15 protein-coding genes and 3 tRNA genes are annotated in these 21,473 nt (G+C 70.5%); 7 read left to right on the top strand and 11 right to left on the bottom strand.

From position 1 onward, the window contains the following. The first annotated feature begins 39 nt into the window (after window positions 1–39). Window positions 40–330 carry a WXG100 family type VII secretion target gene (locus CWS50_RS00740; RefSeq protein WP_127841261.1) on the top strand — a complete coding sequence of 97 codons (291 nt, stop codon included), beginning with the start codon at window positions 40–42 and terminating at the stop codon, window positions 328–330. Between the two features lie 169 nt (window positions 331–499). On the opposite strand, the gene CWS50_RS00735 is transcribed toward CWS50_RS00740, so the two are convergent. Both CWS50_RS00735 and CWS50_RS00730 read right to left on the bottom strand, forming a co-directional pair. Next, window positions 500–1,321: a hypothetical protein gene (locus tag CWS50_RS00735; RefSeq protein WP_127841260.1), complete on the bottom strand. Its 822-nt coding sequence runs from the start codon at window positions 1,319–1,321 to the stop codon at window positions 500–502. Further along, complete coding sequence (locus tag CWS50_RS00730; RefSeq protein ID WP_127841259.1) at window positions 1,318–2,697, bottom strand: hypothetical protein; 1,380 nt, start codon at window positions 2,695–2,697, stop codon at window positions 1,318–1,320. The genes CWS50_RS00735 and CWS50_RS00730 overlap by 4 nt, the downstream gene beginning before the upstream one ends. Before the next feature lie 174 nt (window positions 2,698–2,871). Here CWS50_RS00730 and eccCa point away from each other — a divergent pair, with 174 nt between their 5' ends. Then, window positions 2,872–7,044, top strand: a complete 4,173-nt coding sequence (eccCa, locus tag CWS50_RS00725) for a type VII secretion protein EccCa (protein WP_127841258.1) — start codon at window positions 2,872–2,874, stop codon at window positions 7,042–7,044. A gap of 214 nt (window positions 7,045–7,258) precedes the next feature. After that, entirely contained in the window at window positions 7,259–9,055 is a 1,797-nt protein-coding gene (locus CWS50_RS00720) for an alpha/beta hydrolase (RefSeq protein ID WP_127841257.1), read from the top strand. A gap of 1,126 nt (window positions 9,056–10,181) precedes the next feature. Here the strand turns inward: CWS50_RS00720 and CWS50_RS00715 are convergent. From CWS50_RS00715 to serS, 7 genes are all read right to left on the bottom strand, one after another. Beyond that, window positions 10,182–10,257 (bottom strand) — tRNA-Arg (locus tag CWS50_RS00715). A 222-nt stretch (window positions 10,258–10,479) separates the two neighbouring features. Continuing rightward, window positions 10,480–10,569, bottom strand: a tRNA-Ser gene (locus CWS50_RS00710). A 57-nt stretch (window positions 10,570–10,626) separates the two neighbouring features. Continuing rightward, window positions 10,627–10,712: transfer RNA gene (locus tag CWS50_RS00705), tRNA-Ser, on the bottom strand. A gap of 157 nt (window positions 10,713–10,869) precedes the next feature. Continuing rightward, a complete protein-coding gene (locus CWS50_RS00700; protein WP_127841256.1) occupies window positions 10,870–12,216 on the bottom strand; it encodes an AGE family epimerase/isomerase in 1,347 nt (448 codons plus the stop codon). Between the two features lie 229 nt (window positions 12,217–12,445). After that, entirely contained in the window at window positions 12,446–13,981 is a 1,536-nt protein-coding gene (locus CWS50_RS00695; protein WP_127841255.1) for an ABC transporter substrate-binding protein, read from the bottom strand. Window positions 13,982–13,986: 5 nt separating this feature from the next. Then, window positions 13,987–15,009: an HAD family hydrolase gene (locus CWS50_RS00690; RefSeq protein ID WP_423243485.1), complete on the bottom strand. Its 1,023-nt coding sequence runs from the start codon at window positions 15,007–15,009 to the stop codon at window positions 13,987–13,989. Between the two features lie 14 nt (window positions 15,010–15,023). Beyond that, window positions 15,024–16,304, bottom strand: coding sequence for a serine--tRNA ligase (gene serS, locus CWS50_RS00685; protein WP_127841254.1), 1,281 nt, complete (start codon window positions 16,302–16,304; stop codon window positions 15,024–15,026). Between the two features lie 288 nt (window positions 16,305–16,592). Here serS and CWS50_RS00680 point away from each other — a divergent pair, with 288 nt between their 5' ends. Then, window positions 16,593–17,558: a LysR substrate-binding domain-containing protein gene (locus tag CWS50_RS00680; protein WP_127841253.1), complete on the top strand. Its 966-nt coding sequence runs from the start codon at window positions 16,593–16,595 to the stop codon at window positions 17,556–17,558. A gap of 75 nt (window positions 17,559–17,633) precedes the next feature. On the opposite strand, the gene CWS50_RS00675 is transcribed toward CWS50_RS00680, so the two are convergent. Continuing rightward, complete coding sequence (locus tag CWS50_RS00675; protein ID WP_180342381.1) at window positions 17,634–18,239, bottom strand: isochorismatase family protein; 606 nt, start codon at window positions 18,237–18,239, stop codon at window positions 17,634–17,636. A gap of 51 nt (window positions 18,240–18,290) precedes the next feature. On the opposite strand from CWS50_RS00675, the gene CWS50_RS00670 reads away from it, so the two are divergent. The 3 genes from CWS50_RS00670 (at window position 18,291) to CWS50_RS00660 (ending at window position 20,350) form a co-directional block, all read left to right on the top strand. After that, window positions 18,291–19,541, top strand: a complete 1,251-nt coding sequence (locus CWS50_RS00670; RefSeq protein WP_127841252.1) for a diacylglycerol/lipid kinase family protein — start codon at window positions 18,291–18,293, stop codon at window positions 19,539–19,541. A gap of 249 nt (window positions 19,542–19,790) precedes the next feature. Beyond that, entirely contained in the window at window positions 19,791–20,015 is a 225-nt protein-coding gene (locus CWS50_RS00665; protein WP_243106847.1) for a hypothetical protein, read from the top strand. Beyond that, window positions 20,015–20,350 (top strand): type II toxin-antitoxin system PemK/MazF family toxin, encoded by a 336-nt coding sequence (locus tag CWS50_RS00660; protein ID WP_127841250.1) that lies wholly within the window; start codon window positions 20,015–20,017, stop codon window positions 20,348–20,350. Before CWS50_RS00665 ends, CWS50_RS00660 begins: the two co-directional genes overlap by 1 nt. 123 nt (window positions 20,351–20,473) lie before the next feature. Here the strand turns inward: CWS50_RS00660 and pheA are convergent, their stop codons facing one another. Beyond that, window positions 20,474–21,421 (bottom strand): prephenate dehydratase, encoded by a 948-nt coding sequence (pheA, locus tag CWS50_RS00655; RefSeq protein WP_127841249.1) that lies wholly within the window; start codon window positions 21,419–21,421, stop codon window positions 20,474–20,476. Between the last annotated feature and the right edge of the window lie 52 nt (window positions 21,422–21,473).

The raw sequence follows: 21,473 nt of genomic DNA, 5'->3' as shown, positions 1-21,473 counted from the left end.
CGCCACCCAACGACACAGCATTACCAAAGGAGACCACAGATGACCGACTTGCTTGTGAACTACGGCTCCCTGGAGGCCCTGTCCCAGGCTATGACGCAGGCTTCCGCACAGAGCGCGGCCAACGTGGAGAACATGGACGCCGAGCTGAGGCCCACCCAGTCTGACTGGAGCGGCCAGGCGCAGCAGCAGTACACGATCGCCATGGCCGAGTGCCGGGCGGCGCTCAACGACATGCAGGCCCAGATCGGCCGCCTGGGTGCCCACGTGTCCACCTCGTCGGCGAACTACAGCTCGACCGACTCCAGCGCAGCAGGCCTGTTCGGCGCCTGACCCGCCTGGAAGGGCTGGTCGCAGCAGACGGCCGACTTCTCTTTCCCGAGGTGTTGCCCGCGTCCGCGGGCAACACGCAGACAGGGCGGACAGGCACGGATAGACACCGTTCAGTAGATGTGGGCAGGGGTGCCCCGGGTAGGTCCCCGGGCACCCCCGCCCACATCTGTCACGGCGCCTCAGCCGGGGTCGCCGCCCGGTGCCGAGGAGCGCGTCGCGGCTGTACCGGCACGGTAGCCGCCGACACAGCCTCCTCAGGCGTAGGCAGGTCGCTGGAGACGACGGCCCCCGCTGGAGCGGGGGGCACGGGCGGTGGGGCAGGCGGCACCGGTGGAGAGACAGCGGGAACCTGCACGGTGGCCGTCGGCGCGGTGGACGGGGTCGGCAGCACGCTGGCTGCTGACAGCACCGGCGGGGCAGGCAGGGCAAATGGACTGGGCACAGCAGACGGTGCAGGTGTGCCAGCAGAGTCAGGGAACCCAGAGGCCGCAGGGCGCCTCGCCAGCCTTGTACCGCCCCTCCGGGTGGTACCCGGAGCCGGGCGGCTCGTGAGCGTGACCGTCCCGGTCAGCAGGTCAAGCACGGACCACCTGATACCGAGATAGACGTCCTCACCACTCACGCCCGCACCCACACCACTGACAGCCCGCCGCGTGAACGGCAGCAGCGGACGCAGGGCGGCACGGGCCGCAGCCCGGCCCAGGTCTGGCGCGCTGCCCCGGGCAGGTGCGCAGGAGGTCGCCGACACCGCCAGCAGGCCCGGCGTGCGCCCCGAGCGGGCCTCCATCAGCACCAGCAGTACCAGGACCTCCAGGGCGACGATCCAGGCAAGAGGCCCTGATCCCAGTCCGAGGCCGACAGCCACTGCAGGCAGGAGCACCGCCAGGACGTCCAGGAGCGCGGCGGCAGCCGCCTCCGCAGCCGACAGCGCCCGCCACGAGGTGTGGACGCCTCGGGCGGCAGCAGCAGGAACGGGTCGCATCTGGCTCATATCTGCCTCATCGTGTCGATCAGTCCAGCAGCAACTACTGCTGCTGGCAGCGCGCACAGGGCCGCGAGCCCCTGCGCGATGTCACCGGCCCGGCCCCACCACGCCGAGGGCTGGAGGCTGAGCCGCACGCCAGCGGCCAGCAGCCCGCCCCCAGCCAGCACGAGGGCGCCAGCAACCATGGTGGCAGAGGCACCGGAGACCGTGGTGACCAGGACGTCGTCGGGGCCGGACAGGCAAACGGCCAGGACCGCAGCGACCACGACTGCCGCGACCGCAATCCGTGGCAGCAGGCGCAGCGCCCTGGACCGGGCCGTTCGCGGCCTGAGCAGCAGCAGGGCGACGACGGCCACGAGCTCGGCCCGTGCGCCCCACGCCACCACGCCCTCTGTGGCGGCGACCCGCAGGACCGCGAGGCTGCCAGCCACCACCATCGCGGCCAGGACCAGCTCCAGCTCCACGGAGACAACCAGCGCCTCCCGGACGGTGCGGGCGGCCCGGACGCCAGTGACACGCGCCACCTTGCCCGGCCTGCGCTCACGAACCGACCTTCCCACGAGCCTGCGCGCCTCCAGGTCCAGGACCTGGTTGTCCGGAGAGCTCATGGCAAGGCCGGGAACCAGCAGGCCGCCCACGGCCCCGAGCGCGGTAACGACCAGGAGCACAGGCCGCAGAGGCAGGCTCAGGGCGTAACAGCCGGTAACCAGGACCGCGAGGAGCGTCCAGGACCAGGCCGGCACCGCGCGCCCGGCACCACGGCAGACCAGCCACAGGAGCAGGGCTGCGGTCGCAGCGCCCCAGGAGGCCGCCAGCGCCGTCGCCGCGTCCGGGTCCGCCAGCCCTCCAGGGACCAGCAGCACCGCACCCGCCGCCCCCAGGAGGGGCAGGCCCAGGCAGGCGGCGGCCTCGCGCGCGGGAGGCCCCTCCCTCATGTGCCAGGGGGCGCAGGCGACCAGGAGGAGCACGAGCGCCGCTCCTGCCGCCCTGGCCGCCGGGGGCAGGAGCACCGGCCACCCAGCCACTGCGGGCAGCCCACCTAGCAGCAGGACGAGCAGCGCCACCAGGAGGGTCGCAGGAAGGAGCAGCGACGTGCCTCGCAGCGCCTGCCCACCAGCCGGGGCCAGCCGGGCACCCCTGCCCGAGCCTCGTAGGGCGCCGTCGTCGCCAAGAAGCAGGACGCTACCGTCCGGTACGTCAGTGCCCAGGACGTCACCACCACCCACGTAGCCGCCATCGACCGTGGTCACGCTCACCTCCTGGAACCCGAGGCGGGCGGTCTGGGAGAACAGGAGGGCGGCAACCGTCGTCCCGGTGCGCACGGCCACGTCGAGCCGCTCCCCCTCATGCACGAGGGTCACGTGCGTGCTGGTCGTACTCATTCCGGGTACACGCTCCAAGGACGGCGGGGCAGGGTCGGCAGGACGCAGGACAGGCCACCGGGCCAGCCACTACTGTGGGTAGGGTAGTCACGATTCTATCGAGCGAGCACGCAGTGGCAGAAGCGGATGGCACGTCTCATCTGCTGACCGCCCCGGACCCCGACGGAAGGCCCCATGAACGACGCCGCCACCAGCGGACCCGAGGCCCTGGAGGCCCCGACCGAGACGATCGAGGTCAAGGCGCCTCCCAACGCCATCATCCCCCAGGACACGACCAGCACGCTGGCCATGGTGCTGCCGCTGACGGGCTCGATGGGCGTCATGGTGTTCATGGCGGTGTCCAACAGCAGCAACACCCGGATGATGTTCATGGGTGGCGGCATGGTGGTCGCGATGCTGTCCATGGTGGCGGCCAACATCTACCGCCAGGTCCGGCAGCACAGGAACAACGTCGCCAACCAGCGGCGGGAGTACCTGGCCTACCTCTCGGAGGTCCGTGACACTGTGCGCAGCACGGCCGCGCTCCAGCGCCGTCGCGCCCTCTCCCTCCTGCCGGACCCTGAGGCGCTGCCGTTCCTGGCCCACCAGGGTGTGCGCGTGTGGGAGCGCGCCCGCTCTGGCTCGGACCCGCTGAGGGTCCGGGTGGGACGTTCCACCCAGCCGCTGGCGGCCAGGCTGGAGGCGGAGGAGCTGGGTGCGCTGGCCAGCCCGGACCCGGTGTGCGAGTCGGCGATGCGGCGGTTCCTGGACACCCACACCGACGTGGACGCGCTCCCGCTGAGCACCTCCCTGAGCGGTATCTCTCATCTCGAGCTCGCCGGAGCGGGCGAGACCACCCGGGCACAGGTCAGGGCGTTGCTCGCTCACCTCATGACCCTGACGCCACCCAGCATGCTGCGCGTGGTCGTGGTGGCCGCCCAGGAGCACCTGCCGGAGTGGGAGTGGGTCAAGTGGGCTCCCCACGCCTGGTCCGACCGGGTGGAGGACGCCGTCGGCCCCGCCCGCCTCGTCGCCACCTCACTGGAGGCCCTGGCCGGCAGGCTGCCGGAGGTTCTGGAGAGGCACGGTCTCTCCTCCTGGAAGCATCAGGAACAGGACCACCAGGACGCGGACGGAGTACACCCCCACGTCCTCGTCGTGGTTGACGGTTCTCGCATCCCCCCGTCCTTATCGCTGGCGGCACAGCCAGACCTGCCTGGCGTCACGGTAGTGGAGCTGGTGGATATCCCGTCGCACACGGTGTCACGGACCAGGCTACGCCTGGTCCTGTCCCCTGGTGCTGCTGGGGCGGACGAACCCGTGGCACAGCTCCTGGCCGCAGGCCAGGACCCGGTCCCGGTGGTCACCGACCTGCTCAGCGCCCAGGGTGCCGAGGTGGTGGCCCGCCGTCTGGCCGCCCGGTTCAGCACGGCTGGGGAGGAGGTGGTCGCCGCCCCCGTGGGCACCTCCGACCCTGCCCGCTCGGCCGACCTCATGGAGCTGCTCGGGCTCGGTGACGTGCGCGACTTTGACCCGCAGCAGCGGTGGGCACGACGCACCGGTGACCAGCGCCTCAACATCCCCTTCGGGGTGACTCCCGAGGGAGAGCCGGTGAGCCTGGACATCAAGGAGTCGGCCGAGGGTGGGATGGGTCCCCACGGGCTGCTGGTCGGGGCGACTGGCTCGGGCAAGTCGGAGGTCCTGCGCACGCTGGTCCTGGCACTCTCACTGACCCACTCACCCGAGCAGCTCAACTTTGTCCTGGTTGACTTCAAGGGCGGAGCCACCTTCGCCGGCATGTCCGAGCTCCCCCACGTGTCCGCCATGATCTCCAACCTGGAGAGCGAGCTAGACCTGGTTGACCGCATGGAGGAGGCCCTGCGTGGAGAGATGGTGAGACGCCAGGAGATCCTGCGCGACACCGGGAACTACGCTAACGTCTCCGACTACGAGGAGGCCCGCCGCGCGGGACGCCACGACGGCCCGGTCCTACCCGCCCTGCTGGTCATCCTCGACGAGTTCTCCGAGCTGCTGTCCGCCAGGTCCGAGCTCATCGACTCCTTCGTGGCTATCGGCCGCCTGGGCCGCTCCCTGCAAGTCCACCTGCTCATGTCCTCCCAGCGCCTGGACGAGGGTCGGCTGCACGGGCTGGACTCCCACCTGTCCTACCGGATCGGCCTGCGCACCTTCTCCGCCATGGAGTCCCGTGTGGTCCTAGGGGTCACCGACGCCTACGAGCTGCCCTCCCTGCCTGGATCGGGTTTCCTCAAGAGCGACAACCAGACTATGACCCGTTTCCGGGCCGCCTACGTGGCAGGCAGGCCGCCTGCGCGCTCCTCCCCGCAGTCACACCGGGGCGAGGAGATCTCGGTGGCCCCTCGTCCCACCGGCCCGGTCGAGGTGCTCCCCTTCACGGCCGTTGAGACTGTCAGGGCTGTCGAGGCGGCGGCTGCCGGCACGGTGCCTGCTAGCCCTGGAGCAGCAACCTCTCCTCCCCCGCCACCGCCCCCGCCGCCTCCGTCGGCCACACCGCCCGTCATGTCACCCGCGCCGGTCCCAGACCCGGCCGCCGCAGACAGCAACGACTCCTACGATGACCTCCACGAGGACGACCCTTACGCGGACATGTCCATGCTGGACATCGCCGTGAGCCGGATGGTGGGGCACGGCACCCCTGCCCACCAGATCTGGCTGCCGCCCCTGGACGTCAGCGAGACGCTCGACTCTCTGACCGGCGACCTGGTGGCTGACGCCACGCTAGGGCTGGTCTCCCCCTCCTGGAGGTCACGCGGCGACCTGGTGCTGCCCCTGGGGGTCACCGACATCCCCCTGGAGCAGCGCCGGGAGCACCTCACCGTGGACCTGTCAGGGGCGGGCGGGCACGTGGCGGTGGTCGGCGCACCGCTGACCGGCAAGTCCACCACCCTGCGCTCGCTCCTGATGGGCCTGGCCCTCACCCGCACCCCAGCGGAGGTCCAGCTCTACGTCATCGACATGGGTGGTGGGACCTTTGCCACCATGCAGGACCTGCCGCACCTGGCAGGCATGGCCACCCGCGACGACCCTGACGTGGTGAACCGGATCATGGCTGAGATCTCCTCCCTGCTTGACGACCGGGAGCGCTACTTCCGGGCGAACCGGGTGGACTCCATCCAGACCTACCGCCACCAGCGTGCCGCCGGGAACCTCGACGACGGGTACGGGGACGTCTTCCTGGTCGTGGACGGCTGGGGCACCCTGCGCGCGGACTTCGAGGATGTCGCTGCGCAGATGATGAGCCTGGCCTCGCGGGCGCTGGCGCTGGGCGTCCACTTTGTCCTGTCCTCGGTGCGGTGGATGGACGTGCGCCCCCAGATCCGTGACCTGATCGGCACCAGGATCGAGCTGCGCATGGGTGACGCTGCTGACTCCGAGCACGGCCGCAAGGTGGCCCGGGCCGTGCCCCGAGGCAGGCCGGGGCGTGGCCTTGACGCCCAGGGCCACCACATGCTCGTGGCCCTGCCGCGCATCGACGGCGACCATGACCCGGCCACCCTGGCCCAGGGCGTGGAGCGGGCCTGCCGCGCGGTGGCCAGCGCGTGGAAGGGCGCACCCGGACCTAAGCTCCGCCTCCTACCTACCCGTGTGGAGCTGGCCACGCTGCGGGAGCGGGTACCCGCCCGCTCTGGGCCTGTGATCGGCCTTGACGAGGCCCGCCTGGCACCGGTGGAACTTGATATGCGCAAGGACCCCAGTCTTATCGTGCTCGGCGACGCCAAGACCGGAAAGTCCTCCTTCCTGCGCGCCCTGGCGGCTGAGCTGAGCCGGTGCTACCGGCCCGACCAGGCGCGGCTGATTGTCCTTGACCTGCGGCGCTCCCTGCTGGGTGAGGTCTCGGAAGAGCACATGCTGGTCTACCTCACGACCCGTGACGCTGCGGCGGAGGAGTTCCGTAGCCTGCACGACTACCTTCAGCGACGGCTGCCCGGGCCGCAGGTGACTCCCGAGCAGCTGCGCACCCGCTCGTGGTGGGAGGGGCCGGAGATCTACCTGCTGGTGGATGACTACGACCTGGTGGTCACTGGCCAGGCCAACCCGCTGCTCGTTCTCCAGCCCCTGCTGGCCCAGGCCCAGGACATCGGCCTGCACCTGGTGCTGACCCGGCGTATCGGTGGAGCCACCCGTGGCATGTTCGAGCCGGTCATGCAGACACTCACCGACCTGTCCACGCCCGGGATCATGCTCCCGGGCAACCCGGAGGAGGGGCCGCTGCTGGGTCGGCAGAAGCCTGTGCCCGGGCCCCCCGGGCGGGCACGCCTCATCACCCGCGACGAAGGCGTACGGGTGCTCCAGCTCGCGTGGGCGCCACCGAGCCTGTACGGCCGCTGACCGGGTCAGGCTCCATGCCACCCCCGGAGGGGACTTCCTACGGACGCTGGCCAGGTGCGCTCTGTCTCTAGCCCCCCGGGGGGAAGATGCGACTGGCGCCGGTAGGTCGCCAGGACCGGCAGCCTTCCAATCCCCCCGAGGGAGGACGCGACCGTATCGTGATCTCCTCCGAAAGGAGGAGGAAGTCTCGTTGCGGTAACGCGACGATGACGCCATGAGACACAGACACTCCCGACTGTCACGCCTGGCCGCGAGTGCCCTGGCCCTGGGTCTGGCGCTGCCTCTGGCCGCGCTCCTCCCGCAGTCTCCCGCATCAGCTGCGGGCAGCAGCACCGACCCGGGCACGACCAGCTCAGACGCGTCGCCGTCGCAGTCCGCCTCAGGCTCGGACTCCGGCTCCGAGTCAGCGCCCTCCACCACCCCCGGCGCCGAGAACCCCGACCTGCAACCCTTCTACAACCAGGACCTGGCCTGGGGCGGCTGCGAGGACGGCAGCGAGGGGTACGAGTGCGCCACCCTCACGGTGCCGCTGGACTACGACCAGCCCGACGGGCAGACCATCACCCTGGCCCTCAAGAGGCTGCCCGCCTCCGACGGCGACGCTGAGGGCGGCTCCCTGTTCCTCAACCCCGGCGGCCCCGGCGGCAGCGGCGTTGACCTCGTCCCCGCAGCCTCCACGTTCTTCACCCCGGAGACCCTGGCCACCTACGACGTCATCGGCTTCGACCCCAGGGGGGTCGGCAGCTCCACGCCCCTGACCTGCTGGAGCCAGGAGGAGCTGGAGGCCGAGCTCGACCAGCAGGCGGGCGCCAGGATCGACACGTCCACGGACACTCCAGAGACCACCCCGCAGACTGCCCCAGAGGACGCCACTGCCGCGTCTGAGCAGGCCAGCTCGGCCGCGGACTACGTCGCCTATGGTCAGGCTGACGCAGCAGCGTGCGAGCAGTACTCGCAGGTTCCCGAGCTGCTGGACCACATGGACGCCACCACGGTGGTCCAGGACATGGATGTCATGCGCGGCGTGGTGGGTGACCAGAAGCTCAACTTCCTAGGCTTCTCCTACGGCACCTACCTGGGCGCCATCTACGCCGAGCGCTTCCCGGACACGGTGGGCCGCGTAGTCCTCGACTCCGCCATGGACCCCTCCATCGGCCGCGCCCAGATCCGCTCAGACAACATCGCACACGACGAGTACGCGCTCAACACCTACGTGGAGTCCTGCCTGGCGGAGGAGGCGTGCCCGCTGACCGGCCCCAAGGAGGAGGCCTTGGCCCAGCTCGACACCTTCCTCACCAACCTGGACGCTGACCCGCTCCCGGTTGACGAGGTGGACATAACGCTCAACAGGGCTGTCACCCTCTCCCTCATCCAGTACCTCAGCCAGCAGAGGCAGGTGCTCTGGCCCTCTCTGACGAAGGCCCTGGGCCAGGCGGTCAACGGGCACGACGGTACCCTGCTGCTCAGCATGTACAGGGAGACCTGGATCATGAAGAACCAGGGTAGCGACCCGCTGGAGCAGGCGCCGAAGACCGCCGAGGAATTGATCAGCGACAAGAACTCCGAGGCTGCTTTCAACGCGGTGTTCTGCTCCGACTACCCCGACACCGGTGACGAGGCCGCGTGGGAGGCCCACGCCGCTGACCTCAAGGAGTCCTTCCCCTTCTCCTACAGTGAGGACCTTGCCTACATCGACGCCTTCTGCCACGGCTGGGGGCACGCGGAGGACGCCCGGGACCCCGCCCCGGTCAGCGCCTCGGGATCGGACCCGATCCTAGTGGTCGGCGTCTACGACGACGCCCAGACCCCCTACCCGTGGTCGGTGGCCCTGGCGGACCAGCTCGACTCTGGGCACCTGCTGTCCGTCAACGAGGCGCTGCACGGCTCGGCCGGTAGCAACACGTGCTCCACCCAAGCGATCAGCACCTTCCTGACGGAGGGGACGCTGCCCGAGGAGGGCGAGATCTGCCCGGCTGACCCCTTGCCGGAGGCTGAGGACCAGGCCGCCTGAGGCGGTAGTGGCCTGAGAAAGTACTGGCCCGGCTCAGGGGGTGCCGCAGCGTACGGTCCCCTGAGCCGGGCCACGTGCATCCACTCACACACAATCCAGCCGGAGAGTTAACTCCCACCTCGCCCGCCCAGGGATCCAGCTCCCACGCAACCCGCCCAGGGATCCAGCTCCCACGCAACCCGCCCAGAAAGCCGGCCCCCACGCAACCCGCCCAGAAAGCCGACCCCCACCTCGCCCACCCAGGAAACCTGCGGTGCAGGCGAGGGCTTGTTCGATCAGCACCGGCCGAAAGGAAATCAGCCAGGCCTCACCAGTAGGAACGGGCGGCCCCACCGCCTCCGCCCTACCAGCGACGCCGGGGTGGTGTGCCCCACCGGCAGGGCGAGCCAGGATTAGGGGAGGACAGGAGCACGGGAGGAGTAGTTGTCTGCGCTATGTCAGCCCGGCGTGAGGCGTGCGAGGCGGTCTCACGCAGATCATGCTGAGGTGGAGAATGTCGGCCGGAACGAGAACCGCGCCAGCCTGCCTTGACCTCCGCATGCGAGCCCAGTTCACCTCGTGCCACCACAACACGACAAAATCCAGTCACCCGCAAATCGCGCCATGCATCCTTGCCCGGCTCCGTCCCAGCCGACACAACCAAAAAAGACAACACAGGCTCCCGTCCCCGGCCGGACGCTCGATCGGGGTCAACCAAGACAGTCGGGGTCAACCAAGACAGTCGGGGTCAACCAAGACAGTCGGGGCCAACCAAGGCCGTTGGGGCCAACCAAGACAGTCGAGACATGGATCAGGTCCCGCTGCCGGGCACGAGCCAACTCCCCGGTACCGGTTTACGACTCCAGGGTGCGCCAACGGAGTGCAGGGGAGTCGCACGACGTACCCCGACCTCCGTCAACCACCCCGAGCCGGAGCCGAGTCACCGCCAGGGCACCGGGCGGACAAGACACCGACAGCCAGCGAGGGCACCAGACGGGCAGGAGGCCGAATAGCCAACAAGGGCACCCCGCAGGTAGTACCCGCAGCACCAGCCAGCTAGTACCCACCAGCCAATACCCACCGGGAAGCCAGCACCCGCAGACATGGAAAACACCCCGCCTCCGACTCTTCAGCCGATGACGAGGTGTGGCGCGCCCGAAGGGATTCGAACCCCCAACCTTCTGATCCGTAGTCAGATGCTCTATCCGTTGAGCTACAGGCGCACGTCGTTGCCGACAGGAATGAAGGTTACTCGGGGCGCCGCCGCTGGACAAATCCAGGTCTCGTGAGGCTTGGCACAGAACTCCGAGCCTCCTCGGCCGATCCACATACCTGCCCCACCGAGCAGCCACCGCGCGGACCTGGCCCCACCGCGCCCAGACAGCCTCCCCCAGGATGACCAGGCCCCGCCAGGAGTTCTGGCGGGGCCTGGTCACCACAGACCGTGGCGGAGATGGGGAGATTCGAACTCCCGAGGGGCTTCCACCCCAACCTCCTTAGCAGGGAGGCGCACTAGGCCACTATGCGACATCTCCATCACCTGTTAGGCGACAGGCTGCCCACGCACAGCACCGCTGTCCAGTGGACCGCCGCGGAGAGGGAGGGATTCGAACCCCCGGTGCGCCAGGCGCACAGCGGTTTTCAAGACCGCCACATTCGGCCGCTCTGTCACCTCTCCGGCATCCCGCCCCAGGCGGAACGGACGTCACTCTACCATCTCACTCAGCCGAGGGCACCTACAGGCCCGGCCCGGGCTGGGCGGCCTTCGTCACCGACAAGGACCAGGAGCCAGCAGCGCTCCCGGCCACCGATCCGGCCCCCATCGGCACTGGGACTCAGCGCCCGAAGAACCCGCGCCGCCGGGGCTGCTGGGCGTGCACCGGCACTGCGGACTCCGGCCTGTCCAGCCGTCCCTCCGCCAGGGCCTGTCCCGCGCACGGCCAGACCGGCAGGCGGGGGACAAGAGTCATCTGCAGCGCGTGGTAGATGTCCGGGTGCCCCTCCCAGGTCCGGGTGGAGGGATGGTTGTCCTGGTCCAGCTCGTGGGTCCACACGCCCGGCTCGGTGATGAGGAACTCCTCGGCGTAGTCGATCCAGGAGCGGTAGCAGTGCTCGTAGAGCTCGACGTTGATCTCACCGCGACCGTCGTCCAGCAGCGCCCGCCGCAGGGAGGCCGCAGCACTGACACCCTCACAGACCACCCAGTGCATGCGCTCGCGCACCACCGGGCTGCCGCTGAAGTCGGTGGTGTAGACGAAGCCCGCAGCGCCGTCCGCCCTCCACGCGTCAGCACGGGCGCGCTCAAAGAGGGACTCGGCAGCGTCCAGCATCCAGTCCGGCACCGGCAGCGAGCGCGCCACCAGCGCCCCCCGGGCCTGGACGGTCAGCCGCGCCCACTCCAGCCCATGACCGGGAGTGACCCCATAGGGGCGGAAGGGGTGAGCCGGCTGGTCACGGTTGTAGTCCCGCACAGGACGCCAGGCGGAGTTGTAGTGCTCCGGCAGCCGCCAGTCATTGGCGCGCGCCTGGACGTTGACGGCGAAGTCGATGACCTGGACAGCCCGCTCCAGCCACTTGACGTCGCCGGTGACGTCAGCGGTAGCCAGGTAGGCCTCCACCGTGTGCATGGCGGCGTTGATCCCCCGGTAGTCCTCCGGGTCGGTGAAGTCCGCCGCGTAGGACTCCACCGGCAGCCCGTAGCGCTCGTCCCACCAGTAGCGGTCCTGGACCGCCGTGGCCTCCAGCAGGAGGTCGTGGGCGCCGGGCCGGTCGGCGGCGGTAGCCGTGGCGGCCGCCAGCAGGACAAAGGCGTGCTGGTAGCACTCCTTGCGGGCCTGCGCCTCCACCGGGACACCGTGGCCCTGGGCGTCTGGCTTGTGTCCGACCGCAGAGTGCCAGCCGCCGTGGGCGTGGTCACGCAGCACCGTCCGCAACGCCCGCACACCGTGGTCGGCATAGCGTCGGCACCCGGGAATCCCCATGAGGGCACCCAGGGAGAACGCGAAAGTCATGCGCCCGGTGATCCACAGCTCCACCGGGTGGGAGGTGTCCACCGCCCCGTCCTGGCCCATCCAGCCGAATCCCGCTGGCACAGCCGCACCGCGCGCGTACCGCAGGAGCGCGTGTGTCTCCTCAGCCAGCCAACGGTTGTGCTCCGGAGCACCGAACCATCCCAGTCCCATCAGTCCTCCCCGACCTGGTGCCGTGGTGTTGAGGACGACGGCGGCGCAGAGGTGGTGCGGTGGTCAGAACGCGCCGTCGTCGTCTGCCCACAGGCTACCAGGCCACAGCCAGCCAGCGGCAGGCCCCGACGCGCCTGTCCCTCACTCCCTCGCCGTGTGGGCTCCATGATGTGCAGCAGGCAGGCCCCCCCGCACCTGCCCCGCACCAGCCGCCCCTGGGGAGGCTCCGCTAGCCCTCCTGGGGCCAGCTCTTCTCCGCGCTGGACAGGGCCTCCTTGGGACTGAGCTCGCCCGTGGTCCACCGGGTCAGGTCCGCCCACAGCGCCTCGGCACCCACCACGGCAGGCATGGAGTCGCTGGCATCCATACGGACCGTGGTCTCCCGGGACTGCAGCAGGGTCGTGGCACGCCTGGCCACGTCGCTGGGGATCTGGGAGGCGTCCACACCCTGGTGCGCAGTAGCCACGCCCCCCAGGGAGGCCCTCTCCTGCGCCCAGTGCGCCGAGGTCAGGTAGTCCATGAGCGCTGCCTGGGCCTCTCCCTCCGCCAGGGCCACCAGGTAGTCGCTGCCCACGAGCACCGGGGCGGTACTACGGTCGGCAGAGGGCGTGAGGAAGGCGGAGACGGTAGCACCGGTACGCACCGTCGTGGAGGCCGAGGACGCCGTCGGCCTCGCAGTCGGGCTGGGGACCTGGGAGGGCGCCCCCCTGCCTCCGGGGCTCTCCGCGCCCCCGACGTCCTCCGTGTCACGCTGCGTGGAGTAGGCCACCGGGCTGTGCCCGTCGGTGTCGGTGACCACGGTCCCCTCGGGCAGCATGGTCTCAAAGGAGGACGAGGCGTGCAGCATGAGGCAGCGCCCCTCCAGCAGGGCAGCACCCGCCTCCTCCACGCTCCTGGCGGCAGCGGCCTCCCGGCCACCGTCCACGTGCCCGTCGGCCAGGACCAGGTCGTCCACTGCCGTGAGCGCCCTGACAGCGGAGACGTCGTCAAGCGCGGACTGGTGCCCGGCCCAGGCGTCGTAGGCGCCCGGCCCCTGGGTAACCAGCATCGCGTCCTCCAGCCAGTCCGTCATGGTCCAGCCAGTTGACTCACCGTCGGCCAGGCCCAGGCACCAGGGGGTGACCGCCCCGTCAGGGTGGTCCTCCACCACCTGCTCGGTCAGGGCCTCCAGGTCGGCCCAGGACCGGGGCACCTCGTAGCCGCCCTCCTCAAAGGCCACCGGCGAGTACCAGATGAAGGACTTGACCGAGGCCATGAGCGGTGCCGCGTAGGGAGTACCGTCATAGGTGCCCATCTGCGCCCACTGACGGTTCCAGCCGATCTCGATGTTCGCGTTGACCCGGTCAGGCAGAGCCACAAGCGCGCCCGCCCGAGCCAGCTCGTCCACCAGCCCGGGCTGGGGGACGATCGCCAGGTCCGGCAGCCCCTGGCCCGCCGACGGAGTAGAGCCAACTCCGGCCCCCTCCAGCAGATCGGTCTCCATGGAGTCCGAGCCGGTGTGGACGACGTCAATCCCCGTGCACTCCTCGAAGGCGGTCAGGGAGACCTCAAAACGCTCCGCCTCGCTGTCGCTCAGGGCAGACGACACGGTGACGACGGCGTCATCAAAGGTACCCAGGTGGTCAAGGGCGTCACAGCCGCCTGCGGCCCCCAGGCCACCCGGGTCCTCAGCAGAGGAGCAGGCCCCCAGGCTGGCACCCGCCAGGGCGAGAGCACCCAGCAGCCCCAGGAGACGGACCGGGAAGCCAACCGGAAAACATCGCATACGTCCTACCTCACTCGCTCAACCATGGCGTCCAGGGCGGCCGCGCAGCCGTCCCGCCACACGGGCTCCGTCACGATGTCGCCCCGGTCGCGCACCCACTGCGGGGCACTGCCCATGACGACTCCCGCCCCGGCCCACTCGAGCATCTCCACGTCGTTGGAGCCGTCCCCCACGGCCAGGGCGTGAGAGGCGTCCGTGCCCAGCCGCTGCACCAGGTCCTCCAGCGCCCTCGCCTTGGTCACGCCCTGCGGCGCCACGTCCAGCCAGGCCGTCCAGCCGACGGCGTACTCCACCGAGTGCAGGCCGGAGCCACGAACCAGGGCGGAGAAGCGGTCCACCGGCATGCCCGGGGCACGCAGGACCACCCGGGTCACCGGGGTGGAGCACAGGTCGGCGACGCTGACCACCTCGTAGTCCTCAATCAGCTCCCCATCGGGGAAGGGGCGGGAGACCTTGAACCCCGCCCCGGGGTCCTCCACGGCGACGATCCCGTCCGGGACGGCCTCCAGGAGGGTGTGGATCGCGGCGGTGGGGTCGAAGGTCCAGGAGCTGACGACCTCGTAGCCGCCGGGGGCGTCAGGGTCCAGGCGCAGGGTGAGCGCACCGTTGGCACACACCATCCAGCCGCTGACCAGACCCATATGACGGGCCACAGGCATGGCCGCCTGGACCCCGCGCCCGGTCGAGATCACCACCGTGACGTCGTAGGAGCGCAGGCGGGCGACAGAGGCCATGACCCGCTCGGAGACCCTCCCGTCCATGTCCAGCACGGTGCCGTCCACGTCCAGGGCGACGACGGTGCGCGGGTCAGGTACGAGGCTGACTCCACCTGACTGGTGCAGGCGGTCCAGGTCCCGCACCCTCTCCTGGACCAGCGTGTGGTACTCCTCGTGGTCCAGGGGCCGGTGCACGCCACGCCCCGGGACGTCCTCAGCGCCGCCCAGGCACAGGGGCGGGTCGGAGGGGCGGGTGACGGACGGCATGGCGGGCGAGGCAGCAGGCGGTGTGGCGGAGGAGGCGGCAGGCACAGTGAGCAGCCGCCTCAGGCCTGGGCACCAGCGGGCTCGATGACCTCACGACCGCCCAGGTAGGGGCGCAGCCCCTCGGGTACGCGCACGGACCCGTCCGCCTGCTGGTGGTTCTCCAGGATCGCGACCAGCCACCGGGTGGTCGCCAGTGTCCCGTTGAGCGTGGCCACAGGGGCGGTGCCGCCCTCGCGGCGCTCGCGCACGGCCAACCGCCGAGCCTGGAAGGTGGTGCAGTTGGAGGTGGAGGTGACCTCCATCCACCTCTCCTGGGTGGGCAGCCAGGCCTCGCAGTCAAACTTGCGGGCCGCCGAGGAGCCCAGGTCGCCCGCAGCGGTGTCAATGACGCGGTAGGGCAGGTCCACCAGGGCGAGCATCTCCTCCTCCATGGTCAGCAGCCGCTGGTGCTCCTGCTCCGCCTCCTCAGGACGGCAGTAGGAGAACATCTCCGCCTTGTTGAACTGGTGGACCCGGATGATGCCCCGGGTGTCCTTGCCTGCGGCCCCGGCCTCACGCCGGTAGCAGGTGGACCAGCCCATGTAGCGCCGCGGGCCGCTGGCCAGGTCCAGGATCTCGTCGGTGTGGTAGCCGGCCAGCGCCACCTCCGAGGTCCCGGTGAGGTAGAGGTCGTCAGCGGGAAGGTAGTAGATCTCGTCGCTGTGGGCACCCAGGAAGCCTGTGCCCCCCATGACCTGGGGAGTCACCAGCGTCGGGGTGGTCATGGGGGTGAAGCCGTGAGCCAGCGCCCGGTCCAGGGCGGCCGTCATCAAGGCCAGCTCCAGGCGCATGCCCCAGCCCTTGAGGAAGTAGAAGCGCGAGCCGGAGACCTTGGCCCCACGGCGGGTGTCAATCATGTCCAGCCCCTCACCCAGGGCCAGGTGGTCCACGGGCTGGAAGCCCTCGGCGGCGAAGTCACGGGGCCGACCCCCCTCATGCCGCAGGACGACGAAGTCCTCCTCCCCCCCACTGGGTGCCCCGGCAATGAGGTTGGGCAGCTGGAGGGCCAGCTCCTCCAGCCTGGCAGCGGCCCCGCTGGAGGCCGCCTCAGCCTCCTTGACCTGCTCCGCGAGCGCCCTGGCCCGGGCCAGAACCTCCTGACGCTCCTGCGGTGCGGCCTTGCCCACGGAGCGGGAGACGGTCTTCTGCTCCGCACGCAGCCTCTCAAAAGCCCCCAGGGCCTGCCGACGCGCCTCATCAGCCGCCAGAACCTGGTCCACGAGCCCGGCGTCAGCACCACGGGCACGCTGGCTGGCACGGAAGGGCTCAGGGTTCTCGCGAAGCGCGCGCAGGTCGATCATGGAGCGAGTGTAGCCAGAGCCGCCCTCGGTCCGCGCGTCGTCCCCTCAGGCCCCGGGGCTGCGGGAACGGCACAGACGACGGGTCGATGATGATACGAGCCTCATATCACCTGTGAAAGTGACGCTATTGGTTGGGCGTACCCTATAGTGCTCTCCTGTAAGAAGAACCTCCGACCTCCTTCAGCTTCACTTCTCACTCACCCGTACCCACTCGCTCAACCACCAACCCGGCCACCAGGCTCTTCCGCCCTTCCAGACCCTCTTCCGCGACAACAGGACGTACTCTCAATGCCTACCTCTGCTCTCCCCTCTTTCTCACAGTTGAGGGCCTTCGTCGCACTGTGCGACCACCAGCACTTCGGTGAGGCAGCCTCCACCCTCAACGTCAGCCAGCCCAGCCTCTCCCAGGCCATCACCGCACTGGAGAAGCGGGTCGGCGGCGAGCTCGTGGAACGCACCACCCGACGCGTGCTGGTGACGTCGCTGGGCGAGACTCTCCTGCCCTTCGCACGGGAGGCCGTGCTCGCGGCAGAGGCCTTCAACGACGCCGCCACCAGCCAGGGCGCGGTCCTGACCGGCTCCATGCGCCTGGGGATCATCCCCACGATCGCCCCCTACCTGGCCCCAGTGCTCATGGACGGCCTGGCCGACCAGCTGCCCCAGATGGAGCTCGAGCTACGTGAGATGGTCACCAGCGACATCCTGGAGCTGCTCAACCAGGGACGCCTGGACGCCGCCATCATCACTCTCGCCTCAGAGGTCCAGCGCATCACGGCCATCCCTATGTTCGACGAGCCACTGGTGGTGCTCACGGCCAGAGATCACCCCTGGGCAGACCGCACCGACCTAAGCGCCCGCGAGCTCGACGACCACCCCCTCCTCATGCTGGACGAGCGCAACTGCCTGCGCGACCAGGCCTTGGCGCTGTGCCAGTCCTACGGGACCCAGCCCCCGGTGGCCGTGGCAACCACCCTGTCCACCGTCATCCATATGGTCACCCACGGCACGGGTGCCACCGTCGTCCCGGAGGGCGCCCTGCGCATGCTGGGGTCCCAGGAGGACTACGCCGTGGCCCAGTTCGCCCCCGACAAGGCCGGAGCCGTGCCAACACGCCAGCTGTGCCTGGTGTACCGCAGCTCCTCCTCCCGCGGTCCGGACTTCGCGCGCCTGGCTGAGCTGATCTCCACCTTGGCCACCCAGGCGGGCCTGCCTGTGCGGCCTGGCCAGGTACCACAGCCCGCACAGGCCGCCTAGCCCGCACAGACCTGCTGTCCAGCCCCCAGCCCGCCTAGTAGGCACGGCCCGCCCACCCACACAGGCCGGGAGCAGCTAGGCGCGTAGCACCGTGCCCGACCTCACCAGCTCGACCCCTGCGGCAGCCATCACCTTGCGGGCGGCCCGACCCAGCCCGGGACTTACCGGCTCGGTCAGGTCGGTGAGGACCCGCACCCGGTAGCCCCGGGCGACCCCGTCCAGGGCGGTCTCCTTCACGCAGTGCGACTGCGCCAGGCCGACCACGTCGACCACCTCCACACCGGGCCCCCTGAGCAGGGTGTCCAGGTCGGCCCCGTCGTCAGCGACCCCCTCAAACCCGGAGTAGGCGGCCGAGTACTGCCCCTTGCGCAGCGCCGCGTCAGCCCGCAGCCCCGACAGCGCCGGGTGCAGGCGGGCCTGCGGGGTCCCGGCCACCCCGTGCGGGGGCCAGGTGTCGACATAGTCCGGGTCGGCGGAGAAGTGGTCGCCGGGGTCGATGTGCCAGTCCTGGGTGGTGACCACCAGGCTGTAACCGTCCCTCGCGGCAGCGACGTAGGCGGCGATACGGTGGGCCACGGCGTCGCCCCCCGGCACGGCCAGGGCTCCCCCCTCGCAGAAGGTGGGCTGGACGTCAACGACGACAAGGGCGCGACGAGCCCGGGCGCCAGACGTGTCAGCCATGGCCCACATCATACTGCGCCCGGAACCGGGACTCCTGTGTAGCCTGCCCCCATGGACGCAGGAGCCCGCGCAGCCCCCCTCGCCTGCGTGGTGGCCAATCCCTCCAAGCAGAAGGTCACCGGCGCGGCCCGGGACCTCCTGGACGCCACCCTGCGCGAGGCAGGGTACCGGACCCCGGTCTGGCTGGAGACGACCACCTCGGAGACCGGGGCCACCCAGGCACGGCTGGCCGTCGCGTCGGGGGCCGCCCTCGTCGTAGCCGCCGGGGGGGACGGGACCGTGCGCTCCGTGGCAGCCGGGCTGGCGGGCACCGGCGTCGAGATGGGGATCCTGCCCACGGGCACCGCCAACCTCGCGGCCCGCAACCTGCGCCTGCCGGTCGGCGACCTGTCGGCGGCGGCCCACCTGGTCGCGAACGGGACGTCGCGGCCCACGGACCTCGCCTGGGTGCGCACCGACCCGGCCGACGAGCCAGGTAGCCACCCATACCACCCTCCCGCCGACCCGGTCCTACCCGGTATGAGCAGCAGCACGCACTCGCCCGCCCCGGCGGGCTCGGGCGGCGCCCTGAGCGCGCTGACCGCCCGGCGGGAGACTCAGGCCCCACAGGCCAGTACGGCCAACGGCGTACCGGAGCAGACCAGCGCCTTCATCCACGACAGCAGCCGCCGCGCCAACGGTACGGCCCCCGGCGCCGACGCAGCCGCCACCGCCGTCGTCCCTGCCCAGCCCCCCGGGGGGTGGGCGCGCCCCTCCCTGGGGCGGGAGCACGCCTGCATGGTGGTGTCGGGGATCGGCTTCGACGCCGGGCTGGTCGCCTCCACCCGCCCCGGCCTCAAGGCCCGGATCGGCTGGGGGGCCTACGCCCTGGCCGCAGTGGAGAACCTGCGCTTCCCCCGTATGGACCTGGTCCTCAGCCTCGGCAGCCCCGGCGCCGGGGGGTCGGTGGAGAGGTTCACCGCCCGCACCCTGCTCATCGCCAACGGCGGCATGCTGCCAGCAGGGATCACGCTGCTGCGCGACACCCGCCCCGACGACGGCCTGCTGGACGTGGCCGCCATCGACACGGTCGGCGGCGTGCTGGGCTGGAGCTCGCTGGCCCGGCAGGTCCTCCCGCCGCGCGCGGCCACCTACGCCAACCCCACGCGCGCCACCGGGCGCGTCGTGCGACGCCAGGGCAGCGACATCGCCGTACGCGTGAGCACCCCGATGCTGGTGGAGGTTGACGGGGACCTCCTGCCGCCGACCCGGGGCGTGCGGGTGAGGCTGGCCCACGGCGCGCTGCTCATCCGACGCCCTTAGGGTCTCGCGCCCCTGGACGTGTCCCTCGACCCCTAGACCTCTGTGTTCTTTAGACCTCTAGACCTCTGTGTGCTCCTCCTGGCCCGGCGTGCTGGCGGCGTCCCCTGGACGTGTCCCTGACAGGTGGACGCTCGGCACAGGCTGTGGTCATGTCGCGCCTCAGCCGCTCTCACGTGCTCGGTGGCCGGGGAGAGAAGGTCTGCTGCAACAGCCATGGCGAGAAGTATCCCTGTCGGGCATGCTAGAACTATGACTAGGGCGACGACGATCAAGGTCGAGACCAGTACCCGCGACGCAGTCCTCGCGCTCGCTAAGCGCCAGGGCGTGACCATGGACGTCGCCATCCGTACGATGACTGAGGCTGCGGAGCGCGAGCTGCGTTTTGCCGACCTCAAGGCAGCCATGGAGGCCAACCCGCCGGACGAGGCCTACCTCGCCGAGCTCGCGGACTGGGAGTCAGACGCGTGGAGCTGATGCCCCAACCCCGCACCGGTGAGCTGTGGTGGGCGGCTTCGGACTCGTCGGTCGGACGTGAGCAGGCGGGGCGACGCCCCGTGCTCGTCATCTCGGGTGCCCACTACCACGAGGCTGTGACAACGCTTGTCGTGACCGTCCCGGTGACCTCCATCGACCGAGGGTGGCCGAACCACGTGCGGATTCCTCGTGGTGGGAGACTGCCGCAGGACTCCTTCGCCATGACTGAGCAGGTGCGCACGATCTCCCGCAAGAGGCTTGTCGAGCGCATAGGTGTCGTCGAGCGCAGCATCGTGGAGGAGGCGCTTCGCTGGGTGAGGGACTGGCTCGTCTAGCGCCACGTCACCCGACCGCGCACCTAGGTTCCCGCCACCGCCTTGCCACCAACCTGGATGAGCCCGCACACCCGGTGGCCGAGGTCCCGGCACTGCCCCGACCCCTGCGGCCAGGCCCGGGCGTCACAGCGCCCTGCCCTCCAGGAGATCGGCCACCCAGGAGCGGGCCACCATGAAGTCCTTGTCGCTGGTGCCTGCGGGCACCACGACCGGCCGGGCGTCCAGGCGGGGGTAGGAGCCCAGGAACCGCACCACCGGACAGGTGCGGTGCAGGCCGATGAGGGCGGCCTGCACCCGCTCCTCGCGGACGTGCCCCTCGACGTCGATGGAGAAGCGGTAGCGGCCCAGGGAGTCCCCCACGGGCCGGGACTCGATGCGCGAGAGGTTGACGCCCCGGGCGCTGAACTGCTCCAGCATGTCCAGCAGGGCGCCGGAGCGGTCGTGGGGGAGCTGGACCATGAGGGTGGTCTTGTCCGCCCCGGTGACCTGGCCCACGCGCCCGGGGCGGGTGACCTTGACGAACCGGGTGACGGCGTCGGGGTTGTCCGCCACGCCTGCGGCGATGACCTCCAGGCCGTAGTCCTGGGCGGCCAGCGGGTTGCACAGGACCGCCTGGAAGCCGGGGTCCTGGTCCGGGTCGGCCAGGGCACGGGCCGGGGCCGAGGTGGAGGTGGCTGCCACGTAGGCGACCTCCGGCAGGTTGCGGCGCACCCAGCCACGGCACTGCGCCCAGGCGTGGGGGTGGGTGGACACGGCGGCCACCTGCTCCAGGGTCGTGCCCGGCCGCCCCGCCAGGACAAAGGTGACCGGCACCGCCACCTCGGCGGCGATGACCAGGGGGGTGGAGGCCACGAGGTTGTCGAGGGTGGCGTTGACCCCGCCCTCCACCGAGTTCTCGATAGGCACGACGGCGGCCTCGGTCAGGCGGGAGCGGACGTGGTCCAGGGCGGTGGGCACGTCCTGGCAGGCGTCGAGCACCACGCCAGTGGGGGCGACCTGGCGCAGGGCCATCTCGGTGAAGGTGCCCGCCGGGCCGAGAAAGGACCAGGTGGGGGTGTCAGCATCGGGCATGGGCACAGGGTATCGGGGCCGGGCGGGATGGTGGCGCGGTAGGCCGGGAGCG

The sequence above is a fragment of the Actinomyces wuliandei genome, from assembly GCF_004010955.1.
GTDB lineage: Bacteria > Actinomycetota > Actinomycetes > Actinomycetales > Actinomycetaceae > Actinomyces > Actinomyces wuliandei.
Note: the sequence above shows the minus strand (reverse complement) of the source record. Positions and strands in the feature narration are given on the sequence as shown.